The 19,304-nt window shown below is 47.4% G+C and carries 22 protein-coding genes; 7 read left to right on the forward strand and 15 right to left on the reverse strand.

Annotated features, from left to right (window positions below; genetic code table 11):
- Window positions 1-176 precede the first annotated feature (176 nt).
- Entirely contained in the window at window positions 177-1,163 is a 987-nt protein-coding gene (locus DS731_RS08805) for an endonuclease/exonuclease/phosphatase family protein (RefSeq protein WP_119500966.1), read from the reverse strand.
- 262 nt (window positions 1,164-1,425) lie between these two features.
- Here DS731_RS08805 and DS731_RS08810 point away from each other — a divergent pair, with 262 nt between their 5' ends.
- The 6 genes from DS731_RS08810 (at window position 1,426) to DS731_RS08830 (ending at window position 6,928) form a co-directional block, all read left to right on the forward strand.
- A complete protein-coding gene (locus DS731_RS08810) occupies window positions 1,426-2,028 on the forward strand; it encodes a BON domain-containing protein (protein WP_119500967.1) in 603 nt (200 codons plus the stop codon).
- Window positions 2,029-2,436: 408 nt separating this feature from the next.
- Window positions 2,437-2,604, forward strand: coding sequence for a hypothetical protein (locus tag DS731_RS21940; RefSeq protein ID WP_161599134.1), 168 nt, complete (start codon window positions 2,437-2,439; stop codon window positions 2,602-2,604).
- 53 nt (window positions 2,605-2,657) lie between these two features.
- Window positions 2,658-2,999 carry a hypothetical protein gene (locus DS731_RS08815; RefSeq protein ID WP_150154265.1) on the forward strand — a complete coding sequence of 114 codons (342 nt, stop codon included), beginning with the start codon at window positions 2,658-2,660 and terminating at the stop codon, window positions 2,997-2,999.
- A complete protein-coding gene (locus tag DS731_RS08820; RefSeq protein WP_119500969.1) occupies window positions 2,986-3,888 on the forward strand; it encodes an MlaA family lipoprotein in 903 nt (300 codons plus the stop codon). Before DS731_RS08815 ends, DS731_RS08820 begins: the two co-directional genes overlap by 14 nt.
- Entirely contained in the window at window positions 3,839-6,286 is a 2,448-nt protein-coding gene (locus tag DS731_RS08825) for an efflux RND transporter permease subunit (protein ID WP_232373518.1), read from the forward strand. Before DS731_RS08820 ends, DS731_RS08825 begins: the two co-directional genes overlap by 50 nt.
- Window positions 6,287-6,376: 90 nt before the next feature.
- Window positions 6,377-6,928, forward strand: a complete 552-nt coding sequence (locus DS731_RS08830; protein WP_119500970.1) for a DUF6942 family protein — start codon at window positions 6,377-6,379, stop codon at window positions 6,926-6,928.
- Window positions 6,929-6,973: 45 nt separating this feature from the next.
- On the opposite strand, the gene DS731_RS08835 is transcribed toward DS731_RS08830, so the two are convergent.
- Both DS731_RS08835 and DS731_RS08840 read right to left on the reverse strand, forming a co-directional pair.
- The gene (locus DS731_RS08835) at window positions 6,974-7,168 is read right to left on the reverse strand and encodes a hypothetical protein (RefSeq protein WP_119500971.1); all 195 of its coding nucleotides are present in this window, start codon (window positions 7,166-7,168) and stop codon (window positions 6,974-6,976) included.
- Window positions 7,169-7,198: 30 nt separating this feature from the next.
- A complete protein-coding gene (locus tag DS731_RS08840; protein WP_070125299.1) occupies window positions 7,199-7,375 on the reverse strand; it encodes a DUF1328 domain-containing protein in 177 nt (58 codons plus the stop codon).
- Window positions 7,376-7,668: 293 nt separating this feature from the next.
- Here DS731_RS08840 and yfbR point away from each other — a divergent pair, with 293 nt between their 5' ends.
- The gene (gene yfbR / locus DS731_RS08845; protein WP_119500972.1) at window positions 7,669-8,313 is read left to right on the forward strand and encodes a 5'-deoxynucleotidase; all 645 of its coding nucleotides are present in this window, start codon (window positions 7,669-7,671) and stop codon (window positions 8,311-8,313) included.
- Window positions 8,314-8,337: 24 nt separating this feature from the next.
- On the opposite strand, the gene DS731_RS08850 is transcribed toward yfbR, so the two are convergent.
- From DS731_RS08850 to DS731_RS08905, 12 genes are all read right to left on the reverse strand, one after another.
- Window positions 8,338-8,799: a DUF2383 domain-containing protein gene (locus tag DS731_RS08850; RefSeq protein WP_161599135.1), complete on the reverse strand. Its 462-nt coding sequence runs from the start codon at window positions 8,797-8,799 to the stop codon at window positions 8,338-8,340.
- Between the two features lie 229 nt (window positions 8,800-9,028).
- Window positions 9,029-9,574 carry a type II secretion system protein gene (locus DS731_RS22350; RefSeq protein ID WP_269748666.1) on the reverse strand — a complete coding sequence of 182 codons (546 nt, stop codon included), beginning with the start codon at window positions 9,572-9,574 and terminating at the stop codon, window positions 9,029-9,031.
- A 151-nt stretch (window positions 9,575-9,725) separates the two neighbouring features.
- Complete coding sequence (locus DS731_RS08860; RefSeq protein ID WP_119500974.1) at window positions 9,726-10,301, reverse strand: CC0125/CC1285 family lipoprotein; 576 nt, start codon at window positions 10,299-10,301, stop codon at window positions 9,726-9,728.
- 9 nt (window positions 10,302-10,310) lie between these two features.
- Window positions 10,311-10,568 (reverse strand): hypothetical protein, encoded by a 258-nt coding sequence (locus DS731_RS08865; protein WP_119500975.1) that lies wholly within the window; start codon window positions 10,566-10,568, stop codon window positions 10,311-10,313.
- Window positions 10,565-11,143 (reverse strand): hypothetical protein, encoded by a 579-nt coding sequence (locus tag DS731_RS08870; protein ID WP_119500976.1) that lies wholly within the window; start codon window positions 11,141-11,143, stop codon window positions 10,565-10,567. Before DS731_RS08870 ends, DS731_RS08865 begins: the two co-directional genes overlap by 4 nt.
- A 1-nt stretch (window position 11,144) precedes the next feature.
- Window positions 11,145-11,474, reverse strand: a complete 330-nt coding sequence (locus DS731_RS08875; RefSeq protein WP_119500977.1) for a DUF883 domain-containing protein — start codon at window positions 11,472-11,474, stop codon at window positions 11,145-11,147.
- A gap of 172 nt (window positions 11,475-11,646) precedes the next feature.
- On the reverse strand, window positions 11,647-13,698 hold the full coding sequence (locus DS731_RS08880) for a response regulator (RefSeq protein WP_119503369.1): 2,052 nt from the start codon (window positions 13,696-13,698) through the stop codon (window positions 11,647-11,649).
- 35 nt (window positions 13,699-13,733) lie between these two features.
- Window positions 13,734-14,186, reverse strand: coding sequence for a response regulator (locus DS731_RS08885; protein WP_119500978.1), 453 nt, complete (start codon window positions 14,184-14,186; stop codon window positions 13,734-13,736).
- Window positions 14,176-15,687: a sensor histidine kinase gene (locus DS731_RS08890; RefSeq protein ID WP_119500979.1), complete on the reverse strand. Its 1,512-nt coding sequence runs from the start codon at window positions 15,685-15,687 to the stop codon at window positions 14,176-14,178. Before DS731_RS08890 ends, DS731_RS08885 begins: the two co-directional genes overlap by 11 nt.
- Before the next feature lie 6 nt (window positions 15,688-15,693).
- Window positions 15,694-15,918: a histidine kinase dimerization/phospho-acceptor domain-containing protein gene (locus tag DS731_RS08895; protein WP_119500980.1), complete on the reverse strand. Its 225-nt coding sequence runs from the start codon at window positions 15,916-15,918 to the stop codon at window positions 15,694-15,696.
- A gap of 11 nt (window positions 15,919-15,929) precedes the next feature.
- Complete coding sequence (locus tag DS731_RS08900; RefSeq protein ID WP_119500981.1) at window positions 15,930-17,264, reverse strand: sigma-54-dependent transcriptional regulator; 1,335 nt, start codon at window positions 17,262-17,264, stop codon at window positions 15,930-15,932.
- Between the two features lie 92 nt (window positions 17,265-17,356).
- Complete coding sequence (locus tag DS731_RS08905) at window positions 17,357-19,213, reverse strand: putative bifunctional diguanylate cyclase/phosphodiesterase (protein WP_119500982.1); 1,857 nt, start codon at window positions 19,211-19,213, stop codon at window positions 17,357-17,359.
- Window positions 19,214-19,304: the final 91 nt, after the last annotated feature.

The following is a 19,304-nucleotide window of genomic DNA, read 5'->3' on the forward strand; positions in this document are numbered from 1 at the left end:
AAAACCTGACACAAAAAACAGCTCACAGAAGCTTTCGGTTTTTTGAGGATAATCCAGCGCGGATCTCATCGTGGAGCGGGTTGCGAAAGCGCCTAATCAGACTCCGAATACATTAGCGCATAACCAACCCCGTTATCGACATTTACTGTTGCAATAACGAGGCGGACCATACATTTTTATGCCTGTTCAACTGAAGGATTATTTTTTAATCTCAGTGTTGTGAGTAAAGGAAAGTGATCTGAGCCTACAGTGGGCATTCTTTCTATTTTGACCAGTTCAAAATGCTCAGTGTGAAAGACGTGGTCCAGCGGCCAGCGCAGCAACGGATAATCCGCATGGAAAGTGTTGAAAAATCCACGGCCACGACGGGGATCCAGCATGCCACTTATTTTTCTGAATTTTCGGGTCGTCGGTGACCATGCCACATCATTGAGGTCGCCGGTAACGATGGCCGGATGCTTTAACTTTGCCATTTCTTTTCCTACCCGTGTCAGTTCCTTATCTCTGGGTCCGGCAGATTTATTTTCTGTAGGACTTGGCGGTTTAGGGTGTACAAAATGGATTTTTACCTGAGTACCCGCCATTTCCTGCCAGATTTCCATAGACGGTACGTCATCTTCAATAATGAACCGGATTTTTTCGTTGCCGAAGGGACGCCTGCTATAAAGATGCATGCCGTAAAGATTTTCCAGCGGACAAGAGAGGCGGTAAGGATAGTCATCATGAAGGACCGACAGTGCCTGCTCCCAGTCTTTGTTGCTTTCCAGCGTCACCAGAATATCCGGTTTACGTTGCCTGGTAAGATTAATCAGTGCGTCATAGTTATCGTTAGTCATTAATACATTGCTGGTGAGAATGCTTATTGTGCGGTCGTCATCAGTTGCCGGTACCTGATTCACTTCCGTGCGCCAAAACGGTGTATAAGGGATTACCCAGGCAAGTTGATAGAGCAAAGCACAGACAGCACCGGCCTGCATGCACAGCGCCAGTAAGGGCGTTTCGATATACCAGTATGTCCAGACTAAGGTGAGCACAAGTAAAATAAACGCCTGCTGCAGACGGGGAAACTCCCAAACGCGGATTAACCAGTGCTGGCAGGGTATGTGAGGCAGTATTGCAGCCACAATAAAGAAAAGGGTAATGATAGAGAGTACTGTTGTCATGGTTCGTCCGCTGAAATTACTGTCCGGAATCAAAATATTTAGCTTACTTATATAAAGACTTTCAGTCCTGTTCGATCAAACGGGGTGATTTCAGCAATTGTAAATGCAAGGTAAAAAATACGGGGTTCTGAGAAAAGTTTGCATGAAGGGAAAGAGCGGAAAGTTGGGGGCCACTATAAAAAATCATATTTTTCAGTTATTTAATTTGCTGGCATGAAGTTGGCTTCATTTATTTTGCTTGATAATTAAGGAGAGCAAAATTATGAAACGTTCAATTCTTTCACTGTTAGTAGCTGGTACATTAACTACTTCTGCTTTTGCAGGATCTATGGATACTGCGAACAAGTGGGAGGAAGGTGCCAAGGATGCCTGGATTGACGGCAAAGCTGAAGCAACATTACTATTTAACGGTAATCTGAATTCTTTTGATATCAACACCGATGTTCAGAATGGCAAAGTTATTCTGACAGGTAAAGTTGATAACTCTGTCGATAAAAAGCTCGCGGAAGAGCTGGTAGCGAATATCGACGGCGTAACAGATGTTGATAACCAGCTGACCGTTGTAGAAGAGCATGACTCTGAAGCTATGGACGGTGATGACATGGATATGGACTCTGCAACCGGCAAACTGACAGATGCTAAAATCGCGACAGTAATCAAAACCCGTTTACTGATGGACTCTGACATTTCTGGTTTTGATATCGACGTGGATGTTGAGCAGGGCAATGTTACGCTTACCGGTACAGTAGACTCAGACGCTGAGCGTGACCTGGCCGTTGAGATTGCGAAAAACGCCACAGATGTTACAGACGTTGAAGACAACCTGAAGGTCGTTCAACAGAAAACAGCGATGAAAAGCGAATAATACTTTTTAACTGCATAATCCGGAAAGGGCTGAGTTATCTCAGCCCTTTTTTTATTGCGTCCCGGTTAGTGAGCCTTGCTGAAAAACCTTCCTTCCCGTCTGTGAAAATATTTCCCGCCTGTAGTAAAAAAGTATCATTTCTTTTTCAGGTCCACGTAAATTGTTTGGGTGTAATCGCCCGCATCCTTTCCCTCTGATTTTTCTTCTATGATAATGAGTTAATACTTAAGTCTAATAAAACAGTAGGTTACGAAAACGCCGGTCATGACGCTGAAGCACGGCGGTGGCTTTTGCGGCATTTCTTTAAGGTCTTTAAAAATATGGCGCGGAAATTGGAATATTAGGAATAGTTGTGAGAGTAAATAAGTCATTTACCGGAATTCAATTCTACGCACGCAAGGGAGCAGTATGAAATTTCTGAAGACTAAACACCGTCCGTTACCGTCAACGTCATTTGAGCGTCTCATTCACTCGCAGCCAGTTTTTAACTGGTTCGATCGCTATGACAAACGTGACCACAAAGCCGGCAAGGCAACAGCAGGTGCAGTGATGGCGGAGGCAGCGACCGCTAAGTAAGTACAGGAAAGCGATCCGGACGGCCCTTGAATTAAACAACGATGGTGAAAAACATGAATTACTTAAAAATTGCAGTAATGACAGTGTTACTTCTGACCAGCCTTGTAGCTCTGGGGTCCGGAAAGCAACTTTCAACCTGGCTGGGGGAAACGCCGGCAGAAACATCAACCGGTGCTGATCTGGCAGAAGTTGAGGCGGTATTTAATGAGTTGGAATTTGACCCGGCGAATTCGTTTCATCAAATTCGTAAGCAAAGGATTGAGCATTATCTTGATTTGGCCCGTAACTATGATGATAGTGACTGGGACTACAGCAGGGATGAAGCTCTGCAGCGGGCTCAAAATATAATGAATCACCACGAAAGGAAGGAAAGTGGTATCTATGCCAGCTTATAGACAAGGTGCTTTCGCCTTAATTATTTGTTTATTTTTATTGGGCGGCTGTGCCAGCGCGCCCGACACGCCTGAAAATTCTGCTGTACAACCGCAGGACAACAAGCAATCACAAAATAACGAACCCGCGCTGGCTGAAGAGCTTGCGAAAGGGAAGGACGTTACCGTGCAAACCAGCCAGGGAGCCGTATCCGTTTCTCCGGTAGTGGTTGCAGTAGGTGATACCCCTGAGTCAGGGAATACCGGTGGTGAGGTGTATTACAATGATCCCTGGGAAGGGTTCAACCGGGCCATGTTCAGCTTTAATAATGTGTCTTATCAGTATGTACTTTTACCGTTGGCAGACGGTTATCATTATGTAGTGCCCGGTGTAGTAAGAGACAAAATCGGTAATGCCTTTGATAATCTCAGAGAGCCGCTGAATCTGGTCAACAACACCTTTGCAGGCGAGTTCAGTGAGGCTGGTGCAAACTTAGGGCGCTTTCTGATCAATTCTACGGTGGGACTGCTCGGCTTATTCGACCCCGCATCCGACTGGTTCGACATCAAACCGCAAAAGCAAACCATCGCAAATACCCTACAACGCTACGATATTGGCTCCGGCCCGTATCTGGTTATTCCCATTTTAGGTCCGTCTGATTCCCGGGGCGCGTTATCTACGCTCACCGAAGGGTTTGTCCATCCGGTAAATTACATTGCCGAACCACCGGAAAGCTATCAGTTGAGGATTTTTGAAGGTTTTGATGACTTCTCAAATCAGTCAGATACTTACAGAAAACTGTATGAGCAGGCTGAGGATCCTTACATCTTTTTCCGTAATCAGTACATTCAGGGACAGCGACGTGACGAACTCTTCGAACTCAGTGAACGCGAACAGCAAGATAACCTGTAAGCTGGCGGCAGGAATCATTTCAGCCCGCTGGGGTATTCTGGTTTTCTTTATTGCGGCTTTAGCGTGGCTGGGATTACACATATCGCAATTTCGCATTGATGCGTCCGCAGACACCTTACTGGTCAAAGATAACAAGCTCTACATTCAGACTCAGGTTGCTGATCAGACGTTTGCCCCGCAGGAATTCATTCTGCTGGCTTATGAGCCGGTTTCTCATGATCTGTTCAGCCGGCAGACATTTGATGATATTGCTGCGTTGTCGGCAGAAATAAAGAAAATCGACCGTGTCGAAGCTGTGACATCCATTATCACCGTGCCGCTTATTAATGATGCCGGTGCACTTACCGGCGATACCGATGTGGCTTCTCTGTCATGGGAAAAGCAGCAGTATTCTCCCGCGCAAATGAAATCGATGATGTCAGGCCATCCGATTTTTACTGATCTGCTGGTTAACCGTCAGGAAACCGCAACGGGCATTCAGATCGTTTTTAAAGACAATCCTGAACTGGCAGAAATTGACAAAGAAATCACCGCCATTCAGGCCAAAGTACTAGACGGCGGGAGCCTCAGTGACGCCGACAATAAGAAAATTGAAGCGTTAAAGGCGAAGGCAGACCCTATCCGGCAGCAACTGACCGCACAGCGCAAAGCCGAAATTGAACAAATTGAACAAATCACGCAGTCTGTGTCTGACAGAGCGAACACTTATCTTGGCGGCGCCTATGTCGTGGGCCAGCATCTTATAGATATCATTAAGTCAGACCTGGTGAATTTTGGCACCGCAATCGCTGCAGTTATCGTGTTACTTCTGGCCTTATTGTACCGTTCATTTAAGTGGGTATTCTTTCCGTTACTGTCCTGTGCAGTCAGTGTATTTCTGACCATGGGCCTGTTCGGGTTGCTGGATTTACGAACCACAGTCATTTCAGCCAATTTTGTGGCTTTGCAACTTATCCTTACCCTGGCGGTGATGATCCACGTCATCGGCAGCTACCGTGAAATAAGCCGGGATAACCCGGCGTATTCTCAACGCCAGCGCATTGTCGCTACGTTGGAAGATAAACTGTCTCCCTGTTTTTACGCCACGCTGACAACCTCTGTGGGATTCGGCGCTCTCATCTTTTCAGGCTTGCAGCCGGTGGTCGCATTTGGATGGATGATGCTGGCTTCCATGTTGATCACCATGGCGGTAAGTTTGCTGCTGTTCCCGGCTTTGCTGTCATTTTTACCGGCCAGTAAAGAAACGAAAGAGTACAGTTTTATTAAAGCTTTGCTGGAACGCCTGCGCCGGCTATCGATGCGCGCACCATTGGCTGTCAGCGGGTTTGTGCTCATTGTGTTTGCTGTTATGGCGGCGGGCATCACACGGCTTAATGTTGAAAACTCCTTTATTAATTACTTTGATAAAGAAACGCAAATCTACAAAGAACTGGCGTTTATCGACCGTGAATTTGGTGGTTCTACTGCCCTGGATGTCATTATTACACTGGATGAACAAAACGCGTCGAAGGAACTGGTGCTGACGGCAGATTCTGTCGCACAGTTGCAGCTGGCGCAGGCGGCCATCAAGGCATTTGACGCCACAGGCAGTGTGACGTCGGTAGTGAATTTTACTGAACTGGCAAAACAGTTAAATGGCGGAAAACCGCTTACCGAGTATGAGCTTACCTCTATCTACCGTTTACTGGATGAAAAGGTGGTAAATCAGCTGGTGGGGGCGTATTTTTCTGCAGAAGATAATGCCTTTCGTATCTCTACGCGTATTCAGGACACCACGGAAGGGTTGAACCGTCAACTGTTTATGACTCAACTGCAGTCTGACTTAAAAGCCACGGGGCTGGATGACTCTCAGTATGAACTGACTAACCTGTTCGTGTTGTATCAGGATATTCTCAGTCGTCTGTTTGACTCCCAGATCAAAACTCTCGGCATTGTGTATGCTGTGCTGGCGCTGGTGCTGTTTGCTATTTTCCGCTCGCTTAAGGTCACACTGATTGCGCTGCTACCGAATATTCTCACCACGCTGGGAATTTTAGGGATCATTGGCTGGTCCGGTATTTCCCTTGATATTATGACTATCACTATTGCAGCTATTGCCATGGGTATCGCTGTCGATGATACCATTCACTTTTTACACAGTTACCTGTCTGGTATGAAACAGGGAGATGGCAGCGCAGACGCGGGGAGCCGTTCAGCCTTCGGGCATTCCGGACTGGCTATATTGTTCACCTCTACCATTATCGCAACGGGTTTCTCATTGTTCGGTTTTTCTGACTTTTTACCCAGTGTGTATTTTGGCTTGCTGACGGCACTGGCAATGCTGCTGGCACTGTTTACTGACCTGAGTTTATTGCCGGCGCTGCTAAATCGTTTTGTTGGTAAGAAAAGTAGCGGGTAATGCCCCTGCAATCAGGTATGATATATAGACGAATAAAGGCTTGCAGCGATGCAGGCCTTTTTTACTGATGGCTGAGAAAGGAGCTGAGCAATGCCTGAGGCAGATTCCGTTGCAGGGTTAGGGAGAGAAGAGGCCAGTATCCGGGTATTTATGGCCAACCGGCCTGATTATCCTTTGACGGGGCCAGCGGGGCAATTGTTGCCGGCAAATGGCACCCTCATTGAGAATATAAACCGGGAATGCGGAAACGGCTGGCGTAAAGTATTTAATGTTTACGCAAAATGGGTATTTGCGTTGTCAGAGAGTGCCGGCCAGACACGAGGCATTTCCTCATGGCAACAGTATCGTGACGAGCTTTTGCTGACAGAACAGGGGAGTACAGCGCTCTGGTTTGAAGCGCCGGAACACTTTAACCCTGCCAGATTAAACATTGTGATGGGCAAAACCTTTGCCGGAACGTTGGGACTTACAGACAGTGTGGAATGGCTGACGGCTGATTTTGCTGTGTGTTTGCGACGGTCATTGATTGTGACGCCGTATTTTGACTACCGGCAGTTGACGAACGAAAAAATTGGTTTTCTGAATCATCTGATCAGAAGCAGGCCAACTTTGTTGAAACAGGCTATGGGGCGCCAGACATAAAAAAACCAGACCCGGAGGTCTGGTTTTGAGTTTTCTCAGTACTGATTAACAGTCTTTGTCTTCTGCATTCATGCCTTCTTTGGCATCTTCACAGGCGTCTTCAACTGCGTTACCTGCATCGGTAACGACTTCGTCGAGTTTTTCACCTGCGTTTTCTGCTTCACCGTCGCCGCATGCGGCCAGTGAGAATGCAAAACCTGCTACTAACAGTGCCTTAAGCATTAATTTAGATAAGTTCATAGTCCTTTCTCCTTGTTCCAATGTATATTGTTAGACTCTAGGTGATTTGCCGCGTAATGCATTCGCGATCAGAGAGATCACCAGCAACGCTACAAACACGAAGAATAAAAACTGAGCAATGCCTGATGCTGCACCGGCAATGCCGCCAAAGCCAAAAACTGCTGCGATAATGGCGATAATGAAAAATGTAACTGCCCAACCTAGCATAATTATTTCCTCATATTGCTCTAGTAAATGACATATTAACTTATGCTGGTATTGTGCCATTATTTAAATTGTTGAAAATTAAGGTGTATTTTTTGTTTTGCTGTGTTTGGGTCTGATTGACAGGGCGGTAGTTACAACTTACTTGCATTTTTTACACAGTCTCCGGAAAGCTTTCATGCAGTGCATGAGAGACGCTGGTACACTAGATTTATATTTCATCATTTATTTAACCCGGCTTACCTGTGGCCCGCCAGCCGTTGCCGGTCCCGCTTTCGATACACGGACAACTATTCATGAGTAAAAACCATTCTGCATTTATCGGTTTGATGCAAAGAGCAAGAAACGTAAAACGCTGGCCATTGATGGCGCAGTTTCAGGAAGAAATGCTATCGACGCATATTTATGAAGCCGCAGTGGTTGCTCACATGCTCGGTGCAATTGCAAAAGACGTATTTAACGAAGATGTTGAGCCTGACCGGGTAGCCTCGATGGCTATTTTCCATGAAGGCAGTGAAATTGCCGGTATGAGCGACATCCCCAGCCCGGTAAAATATCACGACCCTGAAACCACCATGGCGATTAAGAAGCTGGAGCGAAGGTTTGAAGCCATGTTACTTCAAACGTTACCTGAACCACTACGTCAGCGTTACCAGCCTCTGATTGAGCAGGATAAAGAAGATATTCATGTGGCGCTGGCGAAAGCTGCAGACGTTTTGTGTGCTTATTTGAAATGTGACTATGAGTTATCAAAATCCAACTCAGAGTTTTCAAATGCTATGCACGAGATGGACATACAACTGAAAAAATATCGGGACACGTTTAAATGTGTGGATTATTTCTGTCAGGTATTTCTTGAAGATGCAAAAGGAACGCTGGATGAGCAGACCCGCGATTTAGACTGGGTCGAAAGGGCTAATACGCTGAATATTAAAGAATAACAGGGAACGTTTAACGTCCTCAGTTCAGGCGCGGTCTTTCAATAACTGCGTTCTGGCTTGTTTCAGGGATAATAATTCATCATAACATTGCTGCATGCGTGTGCGGATTTTCCGCAACAACTGAGCACAAGACTGGCTCTGTTTTTCGTTTAACGCATCATCGAACTGTTTCAGAACCCGTGATTCTAGTGCTACCAGTTGATCAACAAACACTTGCTCACTGTCTGCAGAAAGCTTACTGACTACATGGGTATAGAGTTTTCTGGCTTCGATAACCAGAGACGTTTCGGTAAAGTCACTTTGTTGATTTGCATAGGGCATGAGATCAGTACAGGCTTGTTGCTTCTCCCTTAATATACGGGAAAACAAGGCGCGGGTACTGTCGCAACTCACGGCTTTAATTCCGTCGCTGTAAAACGAGATACCGCTTTGCAGGACATTGATGAGATATGAAATATTATCAGACGGATAATTAGCAGCAGACACAGCGGGTTCCCTTTGTTGCAAAACTCTGTATGGGAAATTGCAGGGATCAGGCCATATGTTATGTCTGCTACTCAAATTTTATATTTATGATACATAAGGCTTTTTTTTCGGATGCTTAAACAGGCAGTGTGTGCAGGAAGCGGGTAAATACATCTTTACAATTTGCTCTGTAAAAAAGTAAAAGCCGGCATTGCGAACAATGCCGGCTTTGAAGTGCTGTTTACAGCAATTACAGATTGTACATTTTCACATCGCCTGCATTACCGGAATAGGTAGATACAGTGAGATCCTGAGTGAAGTACACAAAATGGACCTGAGTCGGATTACCGGTGTCATCGTAAAATACTTCGCCGGCATTACCGAGAATGTAACCGCAGGCGCCACTGTAGTAGTAAGCGTTCCAGCCAGTCACCAGGGGACTGTTGTAGCTGGCCAGCGCATTTACCGGTTCCGGACTGCTGTAAACTTTGTTCCACAGGTCCACACAGCCGGCGGTGTCCGCAGTACTCCCCTGAGCCCAGCCATCCGGTGTGAAATCTACAGACTGTCCGCCGATATTTATCGGCGTTGTCTGGCGAATCTGATATTTGGCCTGTAACAGCGTAATGCCTGACTTAAATGCGCCCATCTGACCCTGAGTAACGGCATTGGTGGCATCTTCAGACAAATCAATAAAACGGGGAGCAGCTGTTACAGCCAGCACGCCAAGAATGACAATGACGATGACCAGCTCGATTAATGTAAAGCCTGCAGAATATTTAAAAGTTTTCATCATGGTATAAGGTTCTGATTAACGACATGATGAGAATAGAGGAAAGGAACGTTTGCGCCAATAAAGAAACGCCTGAAACGGGTATTTCAGGCATTTATCAGGTATAGGGCAGAATAAGTAAATGACTACCCCGGCGATGCTTACAATTCAGATATCAGGCAGGTTTGTTTGCCAACAGTTCACTGACTGTAAAGGCTTTTTTACCCAGGGTTGCCGCATCATTGCTCATTCTTACCATGATTGAAAAATACACGTCTTCCATGGTCTGCGTTTCGACGGTCATGTCTGTAGTTTGCGCCGGGAATGGCTGGGCTACGCCGGAACAGCCTGACATTGTGCATTGTTCTTCCTGCAGTACAGGGATTTGAGCAGCACTGGTGTCTTTTACCAGGCGTTTGCCGGTAGTCATTTTACGTTCAACATCTGTCTTCACGATAGCCAGATACTGATAGCCGGCAGCCTTAGCGATTTCAGCGGCGCGGTATAAAGTATATTCCTGCACCAGCGCCGCATCGGTGGCTTCTGTGGCACGGAACATCACTCTGTACTCCGCATCAGACAGTTGAACAGATGAATATCCGTACTGTTTCTCAGATTTTGCCGCCTTATATGGCGTTGGCGCTGAGTCCGGTACACTGCTACAGGCACTGAGTACCAGCACACTTGCCGTTAGCACCGGTAAAAATACGTTGCGCGTTTTAATCATTAATCCTGATGCAAAACCTGGCATATGGTGTCCTTATCCTAAGAAATTGAAAACTGCGGTGCGGGCAAAAGCAAACAGGGCCTGCCGGCGCTTGCCGGGCGGATCATCACTGGTTGCACCTTTCCAGGCACCGGCACCGAAACAGGTAAGCAGGGTTTCGGGGCGGGCAACAAAAAGTCTTGCTGTCACTTTAGCATGGTTCACTGCAACCGCACTTTCATATTGCGATATTTCGTAGTTTTCCTGCGCCTTGTCACGGGCGCGCAGTGCCGAAGTTAAAAACAGGTTCATGATTTTGTTTCCTCCTGTTTTTCCTCTTTGTTCACACCAACAGCCTGTAACAGCGTTCTGACTGCAGGCATCAGCGAGATGTAGCGGTAAGCATTTCTGGCTATCGCAAATGCAGCCACCGCCAGAGCGAGATTAAGTACAAAAACAATCAGTGCTGTTATGCCGTTGTGAACGTTAAAATGATGCAATGTGATGGCGATACCGATATTGGCGATGAGCCAGCAGAAGCAGGCAAACACGAATGTCGCCAGAATTGATATGCCGGTGACGACCACTGATTGCCTGGCCACATTCACTTCGGCCGCGGTAAGGTCCGCCAGTGCTATCAATTCCTGCTGCTTTTGATACAGCACCCATTGAGCATTGGTTATCATGTCGTCCAGCGAAGGGTCAGACTCATCGGAAGTCTCTGCGTCTTCGTTGGCTGCGTCTTCAGCGTAAGGATCCTGACGGCCTTCCGGTGATTCTGAGCGGGAAGGAGAAAAACCCCGGTCAGTGTCACTGACCAGGGCTTCGTCGGGAATGTGCCCGGTGACCATCTCTTCACCGGGACCAGTCGGCTCCCTGACACTCATGTTACTTTTTACGTAAAAGTGAAGTAACCAGCATACCTGCAGCAAACGCGATACCAGCGGCTGCTACCGGGTTTTCAATAGCGTATTTACGTACGCCAGAGGCCTTCCATTTAGCATCCATCTGGGCCTTACGTGCTGCCATATTCTCAGCAGAGTCAGACGCGGTGGAGCGGATATTCTGTTCGGCACGGGCCGCTGATTCCGCCAGCTTATCTACAGACGAGTGCAGAGAAGCCTGAGCTTTGTCTGTAAAAGGATGAGTCGAATCAGCCACACCGTTAGATGTCTTCGTTGCTGAAGCTGGTGAAGCGGTTGATGCTGCATTAGCCATAATAATTTCTCCTTTTTGGAATGTTCACAAGGAGTATTGCAAGGCCAGTACCAATACGAGTATTAATTTAAATCATTGATAAGTAGTGGTTTTTGTTTCCGGTGAATTGATGTGTTTTGCCCAGGCCGGCGTTTGTTACAGGTTGCCTGTAATAATTGCAGGCAACCTCTTACTAAAACAGCGTGGCGAGATCGTTCCGGTTAACCGGTTTGAGCAACGTGCCGGCGATGTCGACGTTTTTTAAGTCATTTTCATCAGGCTCGCGGCCACTGACAATGTATATCTTCAAATCTTTGTGGTCCTGACGGATATCGCTGGCAAGGCTGATCCCGTCAGCATCCGGCAGGGTTAAATCCAGCAGGGCGGCATCGAATGGCTTTATCGCAATGAGGGATTTCGCGTCGCGGGCATTATGTGCAACCTCAACACTGTGGCCCAGGTGACTGAGCAACAGCTTCATCAACTCTGCAGCATCGTGATCATCTTCAACCAGTAATACCTGTTTTCCGTCAGAATCGCCGGGCTGATTGTCACTGCTATCTGAAAGCGGGGGAGAGGACTCTGTGTCAGGTGTTTTATAAGGTACAAACTCCAGCGCTTTATTAACATTGGATGCTTCATCTTCTGAAGGCTTTGCCATTCCCGGTGTGCTGATAAGATATCGATCCAAAATTTCAAACAGTGCCGGTTTATCGATGGGCTTGCCAAGCACATCATCAAATCCTTCGTCCAGCAGCGACTGTCTCAGGCCTTTTCTGCTGGCGGCGGTAATTGCTACTACGGCGACATTACACTGGTGTTTACGCATGGCTTTAAGGGCATCAATGCCGTTCATCACCGGCATGTGTATATCCATCAGCACCAGGTGATAAGGTTTGCCCGCTTGTTCAGCCTGCAAAACGGCTTCCAGCGCTTTAACACCGTTCTCAGCATAGGACACAGTTGCATGACACTGACTGACCATATGACCGGTCAGCTTTCTCAGTTCACGTAAATCGTCAACGATAAGTACCCGGCCGGTGACATGAAGATGGTTCTTGCTGAGTTCATCCGGTGTTGGCGCTGATAACCGGAAGACGTCAAAATGCTGTTCGCTGATGTCACCCGGATCAATGGTGAAGGAGAAAGTACTGCCGCGGCCAAATACTGACTCAACACTGATTTCTCCGCCCATTTTGGACACCAGTTCACGGCATATCGCCAGGCCCAGACCCGCGCCGCCATGGTTAGCCCGCATAACATCTTCAATCTGTTCAAAAGGACGAAAGATGTCACCCAGTTTGTTTGGGGGCATGCCGATACCCGAGTCGGTAACCCGGAATAACAGCAATTCTTTATTATCAGATTTTCGGGGGGGCAGGGTTTCCACTGACACCCGGATGGTACCGGTATCAGTAAACTTAACCGCATTACTGATAAGGTTGATTAATACCTGTCTGAGCCGGGTGGGATCGGCGGTAATAAAATCCGGAATGTCGTTTTGCGAAAAGACTTCCATGGAAAGCCCTTTGTCTTTCGCAGCCAGATTCATCAGTGAATGGACGTCTGTGAGAAAGCCGTTGAGATTCACTTCTCTGAGTGAAAGCTCAAGCTTATTGGCCATAATGCGTGACATATCCAGCAAATCGTTCAGCAAACTGAGCAGGTGTTTGCCATTGGTGTGGATAATCGACAATTCCTGGTTCATCGGTTCGTTGGCTTCATCGTCAAGCAGCAGCTCGGTATAGCCCAGAATGGATGTCAGCGGTGTGCGTAACTCATGGCCAAGGTGGGCGAGGAACTTATCTTTTGCTTTATTTTGTTGCTCAACTTTATGACGTTCGATGCGCTCGTTTTCTATTTCGCGACGAACCATGGCATATCGCATGGTCCGCATGAAACGGGGGGATTCGATTTCGCTTTTGTTCAGATAGTCAGCAGCACCGGCACGCATCACCATGTCATCCACCTGACTGTCTGTCTGTCCGGTCAGAATAACAACAGGAACGGTGATACCCGCAGCTTTAAAGGTGGCAAGCACATCAAGTGCATTTTCTGCCCCTAAAATGTAGTCCAGCAAACAAATGTCAAAGGTGCGCTTCTGAAAAGCATCTATGGCGGCCTTGCCGTTTGTCACCCATGTGATGTGGAATTTAGGGTCTTCACACTGGGACATATAGTCGGCGGTGAGGAAATAATCATCCTCATCGTCTTCTACCAGTAAAACCCGAATAACTTCTGCCACGCTTGTTTCCCCGTGCACTATTTATTGCTGCCCACTTAATCGTGGGGTAACTCTACAAACTCAATCCAGTAACGTCCTAATGCCCGCATGAGGTCAACCAGACCTTCAAAATTTACCGGCTTGGTGATATATGAAGCGCAGCCAAGATCATAGCCTCTCAGCATGTCTTCTTCCTCTTTCGAGGTCGTCAGAATGACTACAGGAATGCCTCTCAGAGACGGGTCAGCTTTGATTTCCTGTAACGCTTCACGGCCGTCCTTCCTGGGCATATTTAAATCCAGAAGAATGAGACTGGGGCGGGGCGAGTCTTTCGGATCGGCATATTTTCCTTCACGGCGCAGGTACTCCAGAAGCTCCACACCGTCTTCGACGCAGTACAGGTTATTCAGTACGCGGCTTTCTTTTAGTGCATCGAGGGTAAGCAAACGATCGTCTTCGTCGTCATCTGCCATCAGAATATTTATTGGTGTGCCATGTTTAAGAGACATGTTTTACTACTCCTTCGCTGTTTGTCGCAAACGGTTCGCCATTGACAGGCATCGTAATGACAAAGCGCGATCCTTTGCCAGGTTCACTGAATGCTTTTATAACGCCATTGTGCCGCTCTACTATCCGGCGGCACACGGCAAGTCCTATTCCCGTTCCTTTGTAGGCACTTCTGCCATGTAAACGCTGGAACGGCGCAAATATTTTTTCAGCAAAAGACTGTTCAAAGCCAATGCCGTTATCTTCAACTGTGATGGTTACCCATTCGTATTCATCTTTCAACAAAATGGGTTCGAGCTCTTCCTCTGTAGACGGGCGGGAATTCAGGGAAATAACCGGTGGGGTATCTTCAGATCTGAACTTAAGCGCGTTGGACATCAGATTGAGCAACAATTGTTCAATTTGCGTTTTATCGCACTGCACCACCGGCAGGGAGCCAGCATTAATAGTGGCTTTACTTTCTTCTATTGCAATTTCCAGGTCGCTGGTGACATTGTCGAGGATTTCAGACAAGGCAACTTCTGAGAAGTCCTTACCTCTTGTGGTCACCCGGGAGAAAGCGAGTAAGTCACTGATTAACATCGACATCCGTTCAGCTGCATTGAGCATGCGCTGCAGAAAGTCTCTTCCCCGTTCATCCATCACGTCAGCATAGCCAGCTTCCAGACGGTTACCGAAAGCGCGAATCTTCCTTAACGGTTCCTGTAAGTCATGGGAGGCGACGAAAGCGAAATCTTCAAGTTCGCGATTGCTCCGGGACAGCTCATCTGCATACAGTTTGAGTTCCTGCGTGCGACCCTCAATTTTATCTTCCAGTTCTTCATTGTATTCTTCCAGATCCCGCTGGTGTTTAACGGTTTCCCGCAAGTTAAGGCGCAATAAGATAAGAATGGCGATGATCAGCAAGCCGGTGGTGATACCGGAAATGATGAGGGTGGTTACCGAGTCTGAACGCAGGCGCATCAGGCTGTCGAGGTGCTTAACCTGAGCCTCTCTTTCTGTGGCATCCACCCTGTCATAACGTAAATCGAACTCATCGTATAAGCTCAGGCCCAAATCGGTATTCACCATAGATAATGCTTCAGAGTATTCACCGGCACGGGTAAGCTCTACGGTTTTGATAAGCTCGTTAATTTTCGCCTTACTCAAATCGATTAAATCTTCGATATTATCTTCCTGTTCGGGAAGATCCGATTCCACAGATGCGGCTTCAACTTCTTCAAGCAGTTCATTGAGCTTGTTCAGGGTGATGGTGTAATCGGTGAGGTAGGCTTCATCTTTGGTTAGCAGGTAACCCCGTTGCCCGGATTCAGCACGAAGTACAGCCATGTGAAGTTTATTGATAGCATTTATCACGCGGTTGGTACTGAACAGCCTGCTCTCAAGTGAGGCAAGCTCATCCAGTGTACTGACAACGTAAAATGCATTACCGGTAATAATAACAATGACCACGGTAACCAGCGTGATCCAGCTGTAAGCAGATTGAACAACTTTATTCAGCATACATTATTATTCCGCCGTGCCGCTGGCCAGTTCATCCATCATTTCTGTCAGGGCGTGGCTGCAATCTTTTGTACTTACGATAATTTTATCCAGCGCTTCCTGCGCTTTTTCTACCGGAATATCGCCGTTCAGCGCCATCTTTACCAGTTCGGCCTGCATGGAGATGCGGTTAAGCGGTTTTCTTGCATCATGTACCCACTTTGCAATTACCGCCAGCTTTTCATCAGTCATGGATCCTTTCCTCAGGACTCGTCTTTGCTCAAATCACCGTATGCGTGCAAACGGTTATAGAGTGTTTTGGTACTGATCCCCAGCATCTCTGCTGCCAGTGTTTTATTACCGTTCACTTTCTCGAGAGTGGCATAGATTAATTCTTTTTCCACATCCTCAATGGTCCGTCCGGCTTCCAGCGCCGTCGTCGTTGATTGTTTTTTCGCGAAAGGGGATTCAATTGTCTTCGGTAATTCTATGTTGGTTTTGTCCGGGTCACTCATGATGGCAGCACGGTGCACAAAGTGACGCAGTTCACGTACGTTACCCGGCCAGTCGTAGGCAGTGAGGGTATCGAGCTGGGCTTCATCCCATTCAAAACGGGTATCATTTTCTTTATTGAATTCTTCAATAAATTGCATGGCCAGAAGCGGAATATCTTCTTTGCGTTCCCGCAATGGCGGGATCGTGATGGGAAACACGGCGAGACGAAAATAAATGTCTTCCCGCAATACTTTGCTCTCAGCGATTTCTTCCATCCGCCGGTTTGTCGCTGATACGACGCGGCAGTTTACCGGAATGGTTTTCGAGCCGCCCACGCGGATGACCACTTTATTTTCCAGCACCCGTAACAGGTTAGGCTGCATATCGATGGGCATTTCAGTGATCTCATCCAAAAACAGCGTACCGCTTTCAGCCTGTTCAAATACCCCTTCCTTACGGTTCACCGCGCCGGTGAAAGCGCCTTTTTCGTGACCAAATAATTCACTGCCGATCAATTCTTTAGAAAACGCACCACAGTTGGTGGCGATGTACGGGCCGGTTACATCAGAGGCCTGATGAATTGAAGCGGCAACCACTTCTTTACCCACGCCGCTTTCACCCAGCAACATGACGTTTGCGCTGGTGCGGCTTACCCGTTCAATAAGCTTGTATAATTCTTTCATTGGTGCAGATTCACCAATGAGATGACCGAAATACTTCTTAATTTTATTGCCACCGGAAGCCGGTTTTTCTTTTTTTCCGGACAGGGCCGCTTCGATGTCTTCCCGCTGTATGGGCTTGACCAGATAATCGATATTCGGTCCGCACAGGCCCTTGATAATGCCCCGGACAGAAGGATGGCCGGTAATTAACGTCACTTTGGGACGTTTGGGCAAGGCATCGAGTTCTTCAAAAAGGTGTACGCCGCTACCATCGGGTAGCATGAAATCCAGCAGAACATGGTCGAAGGTTTCTTTTTCCAGCCATTCCCTGGCTTCGGCAAGGTTGCCTGCGGTCAGAATGTCATGACCCAAAAATTCGATAATTGTGCAAGCTACCTCGGTAAACTCAGGGTCGTCATCCACAAGTAAAACAGTCAGCACTGTGTTAGTCCTTTAGTAAAAATTATTGTCGCAATGTACGTATTACAGGGTGTCTGCGGATTAAGATCACGCATTATTTTATAATTATAAATTCAGTGACCGCCGGTGTGAGTGCGGCTTTGCGGTGATGTCAGGGAAGTACCGTCCTGCATCACAGAAAGGATGTCTTTTGCCGGCATGGGTTTGCCGTAAAGATAGCCTTGTGCGATGTGACAGTCCAGCCGGGTCAGTAGGCTGGCTTGTTGCTGTGTTTCCACGCCCTCGGCAATCACGTCGATCCCCAGGTTACGGCATAAAGACACAATCCCTTCCACTATTTTTGCGTCACGGTTTCCTTCAGCCAGACCGCGAATAAATGACTGGTCAAGTTTGACAGTATGAATATCCAGTTCCCGCAGGTAGGCAAATGAACTCATGCCGGTACCAAAATCGTCAATCGATGTGGCAATACCCATTTCTCTGAAATCTGACAGTACACGGCGACTTACTGCGATGTCCACCATCGTGGCGCTTTCAGTGAGTTCAAATTCCAGCAAGGCCGGTTTAATACCTGACTTTTCCAGCAAACTACGGACAAAGGGGATGAATGCGCTGTCCATTAAATTATAAGCAGACAGATTGACTGAAACAGGTAATTCAAACCCGTAGGATGACCAGGTTTTGATCTGATTGACCGCCATTTCCACCGTGTAACGGGTAAAAGCATGAATAATTCCGCTTTGTTCGACCAAATCAATGAATAACGAAGGTTGCAGCAGTCCTTCTTCAGGGTGCTGCCACCGCACAATGGCTTCGGCGCCTGCCAGCCTGCCACTGCCAATTTCTACTTTGGGCTGATAATGCAGTACAAATTCTTTATTGTGCAATGCAGAGCGAAGCTGACTGCGCAACGTCACTTTAATGGTGCTGTTATATGCCAGTCTCTCATTATAAATTTGCACACCAAGACGTAATTTCTTGGCCCTGTGCATGGCGTTCTCTGCGTTCCTGATCAGCATTTCGGGGTGATGACCATGCTCAGGGAAGCAGGCAACACCAATACTGCAACTGACCTCAAATGCACTGTTTCCGATAAATAACGGCTCGCGGCAATCGTACAGCAGGGTAAACGAGCGGCTGAGTACATCGTCTGCCGGCAGATCAGGGTGCCAGATAACAAATTCATCACTGCGGTAGCGATATACCTTAACGCCTTTTCCGGCAATATTTTTTAACCGCTGTGAAAAAGCAAACAACATTCTGTCACCCATAGCGTGTCCCAGCGCATCATTTATTTCTCTGAAGCGGTCGAGATCAAGAAAAAACAACGCGCCATAGGTTGAATTGAAGGTATCACCAGACAGCAGTGCATTGCGGTTGGGAAGTTTGGTCAATGCGTCCTCAAGAGCCAGTCGCTCCAGCGTGTTATTAGCCTGCTCAAAGCGGCGGGCAATGAAGGCGGACATCAGCAGGGCAGCCCACACTGCAACCCAAAACGTAATAAAGCCGGCGACAGAAAGGGTGTTGACTATCTGTGAGGATATCTCAGTGAGATCTTTTGTGCGCCAGATAACGGTTAACGGGGCTTCATCTGCGGTTGAAGGCAGTTCACGGATGTAAAGACGCAGGTTATTAAATTCTGTGACCGGCTCGCCTGCATTTGCCGCCAGTGTGTCAGGAAGGTCAGCTATGCCGGACTTTTGATACAAGATTACCGGACCCCGTTTCACCATCATTACCGCATCAGGCATGAGTTTTTTGTTAATGGCCGGCTGACTGGCAAGGGTGCTGATAAAAGGCATCTGGCTGTCGAAATACTGTTTTTCAAAATCGGTTTCAAGCTCAATCAGAATGCCATGGCCGAGGTAGCACAATACGCCTATCAGCAGCATAGATAAGCCTGTGGAGCCTGCCAGCAAGCGCTTGCGCAAGCTGGCTTTATTATGTTGAATTTCGACTCTATGCGGCATTGATTGTGGTATCCGCTTTGGAAGGCTGAATCTCAGGTGCAGACCCTGTGGTTCCGGAATAACAATAAATGATGGTATGTGGCACGGGTCC

This window comes from Alteromonas sp. RKMC-009, from assembly GCF_003584565.2.
Lineage (GTDB): Bacteria > Pseudomonadota > Gammaproteobacteria > Enterobacterales > Alteromonadaceae > Alteromonas.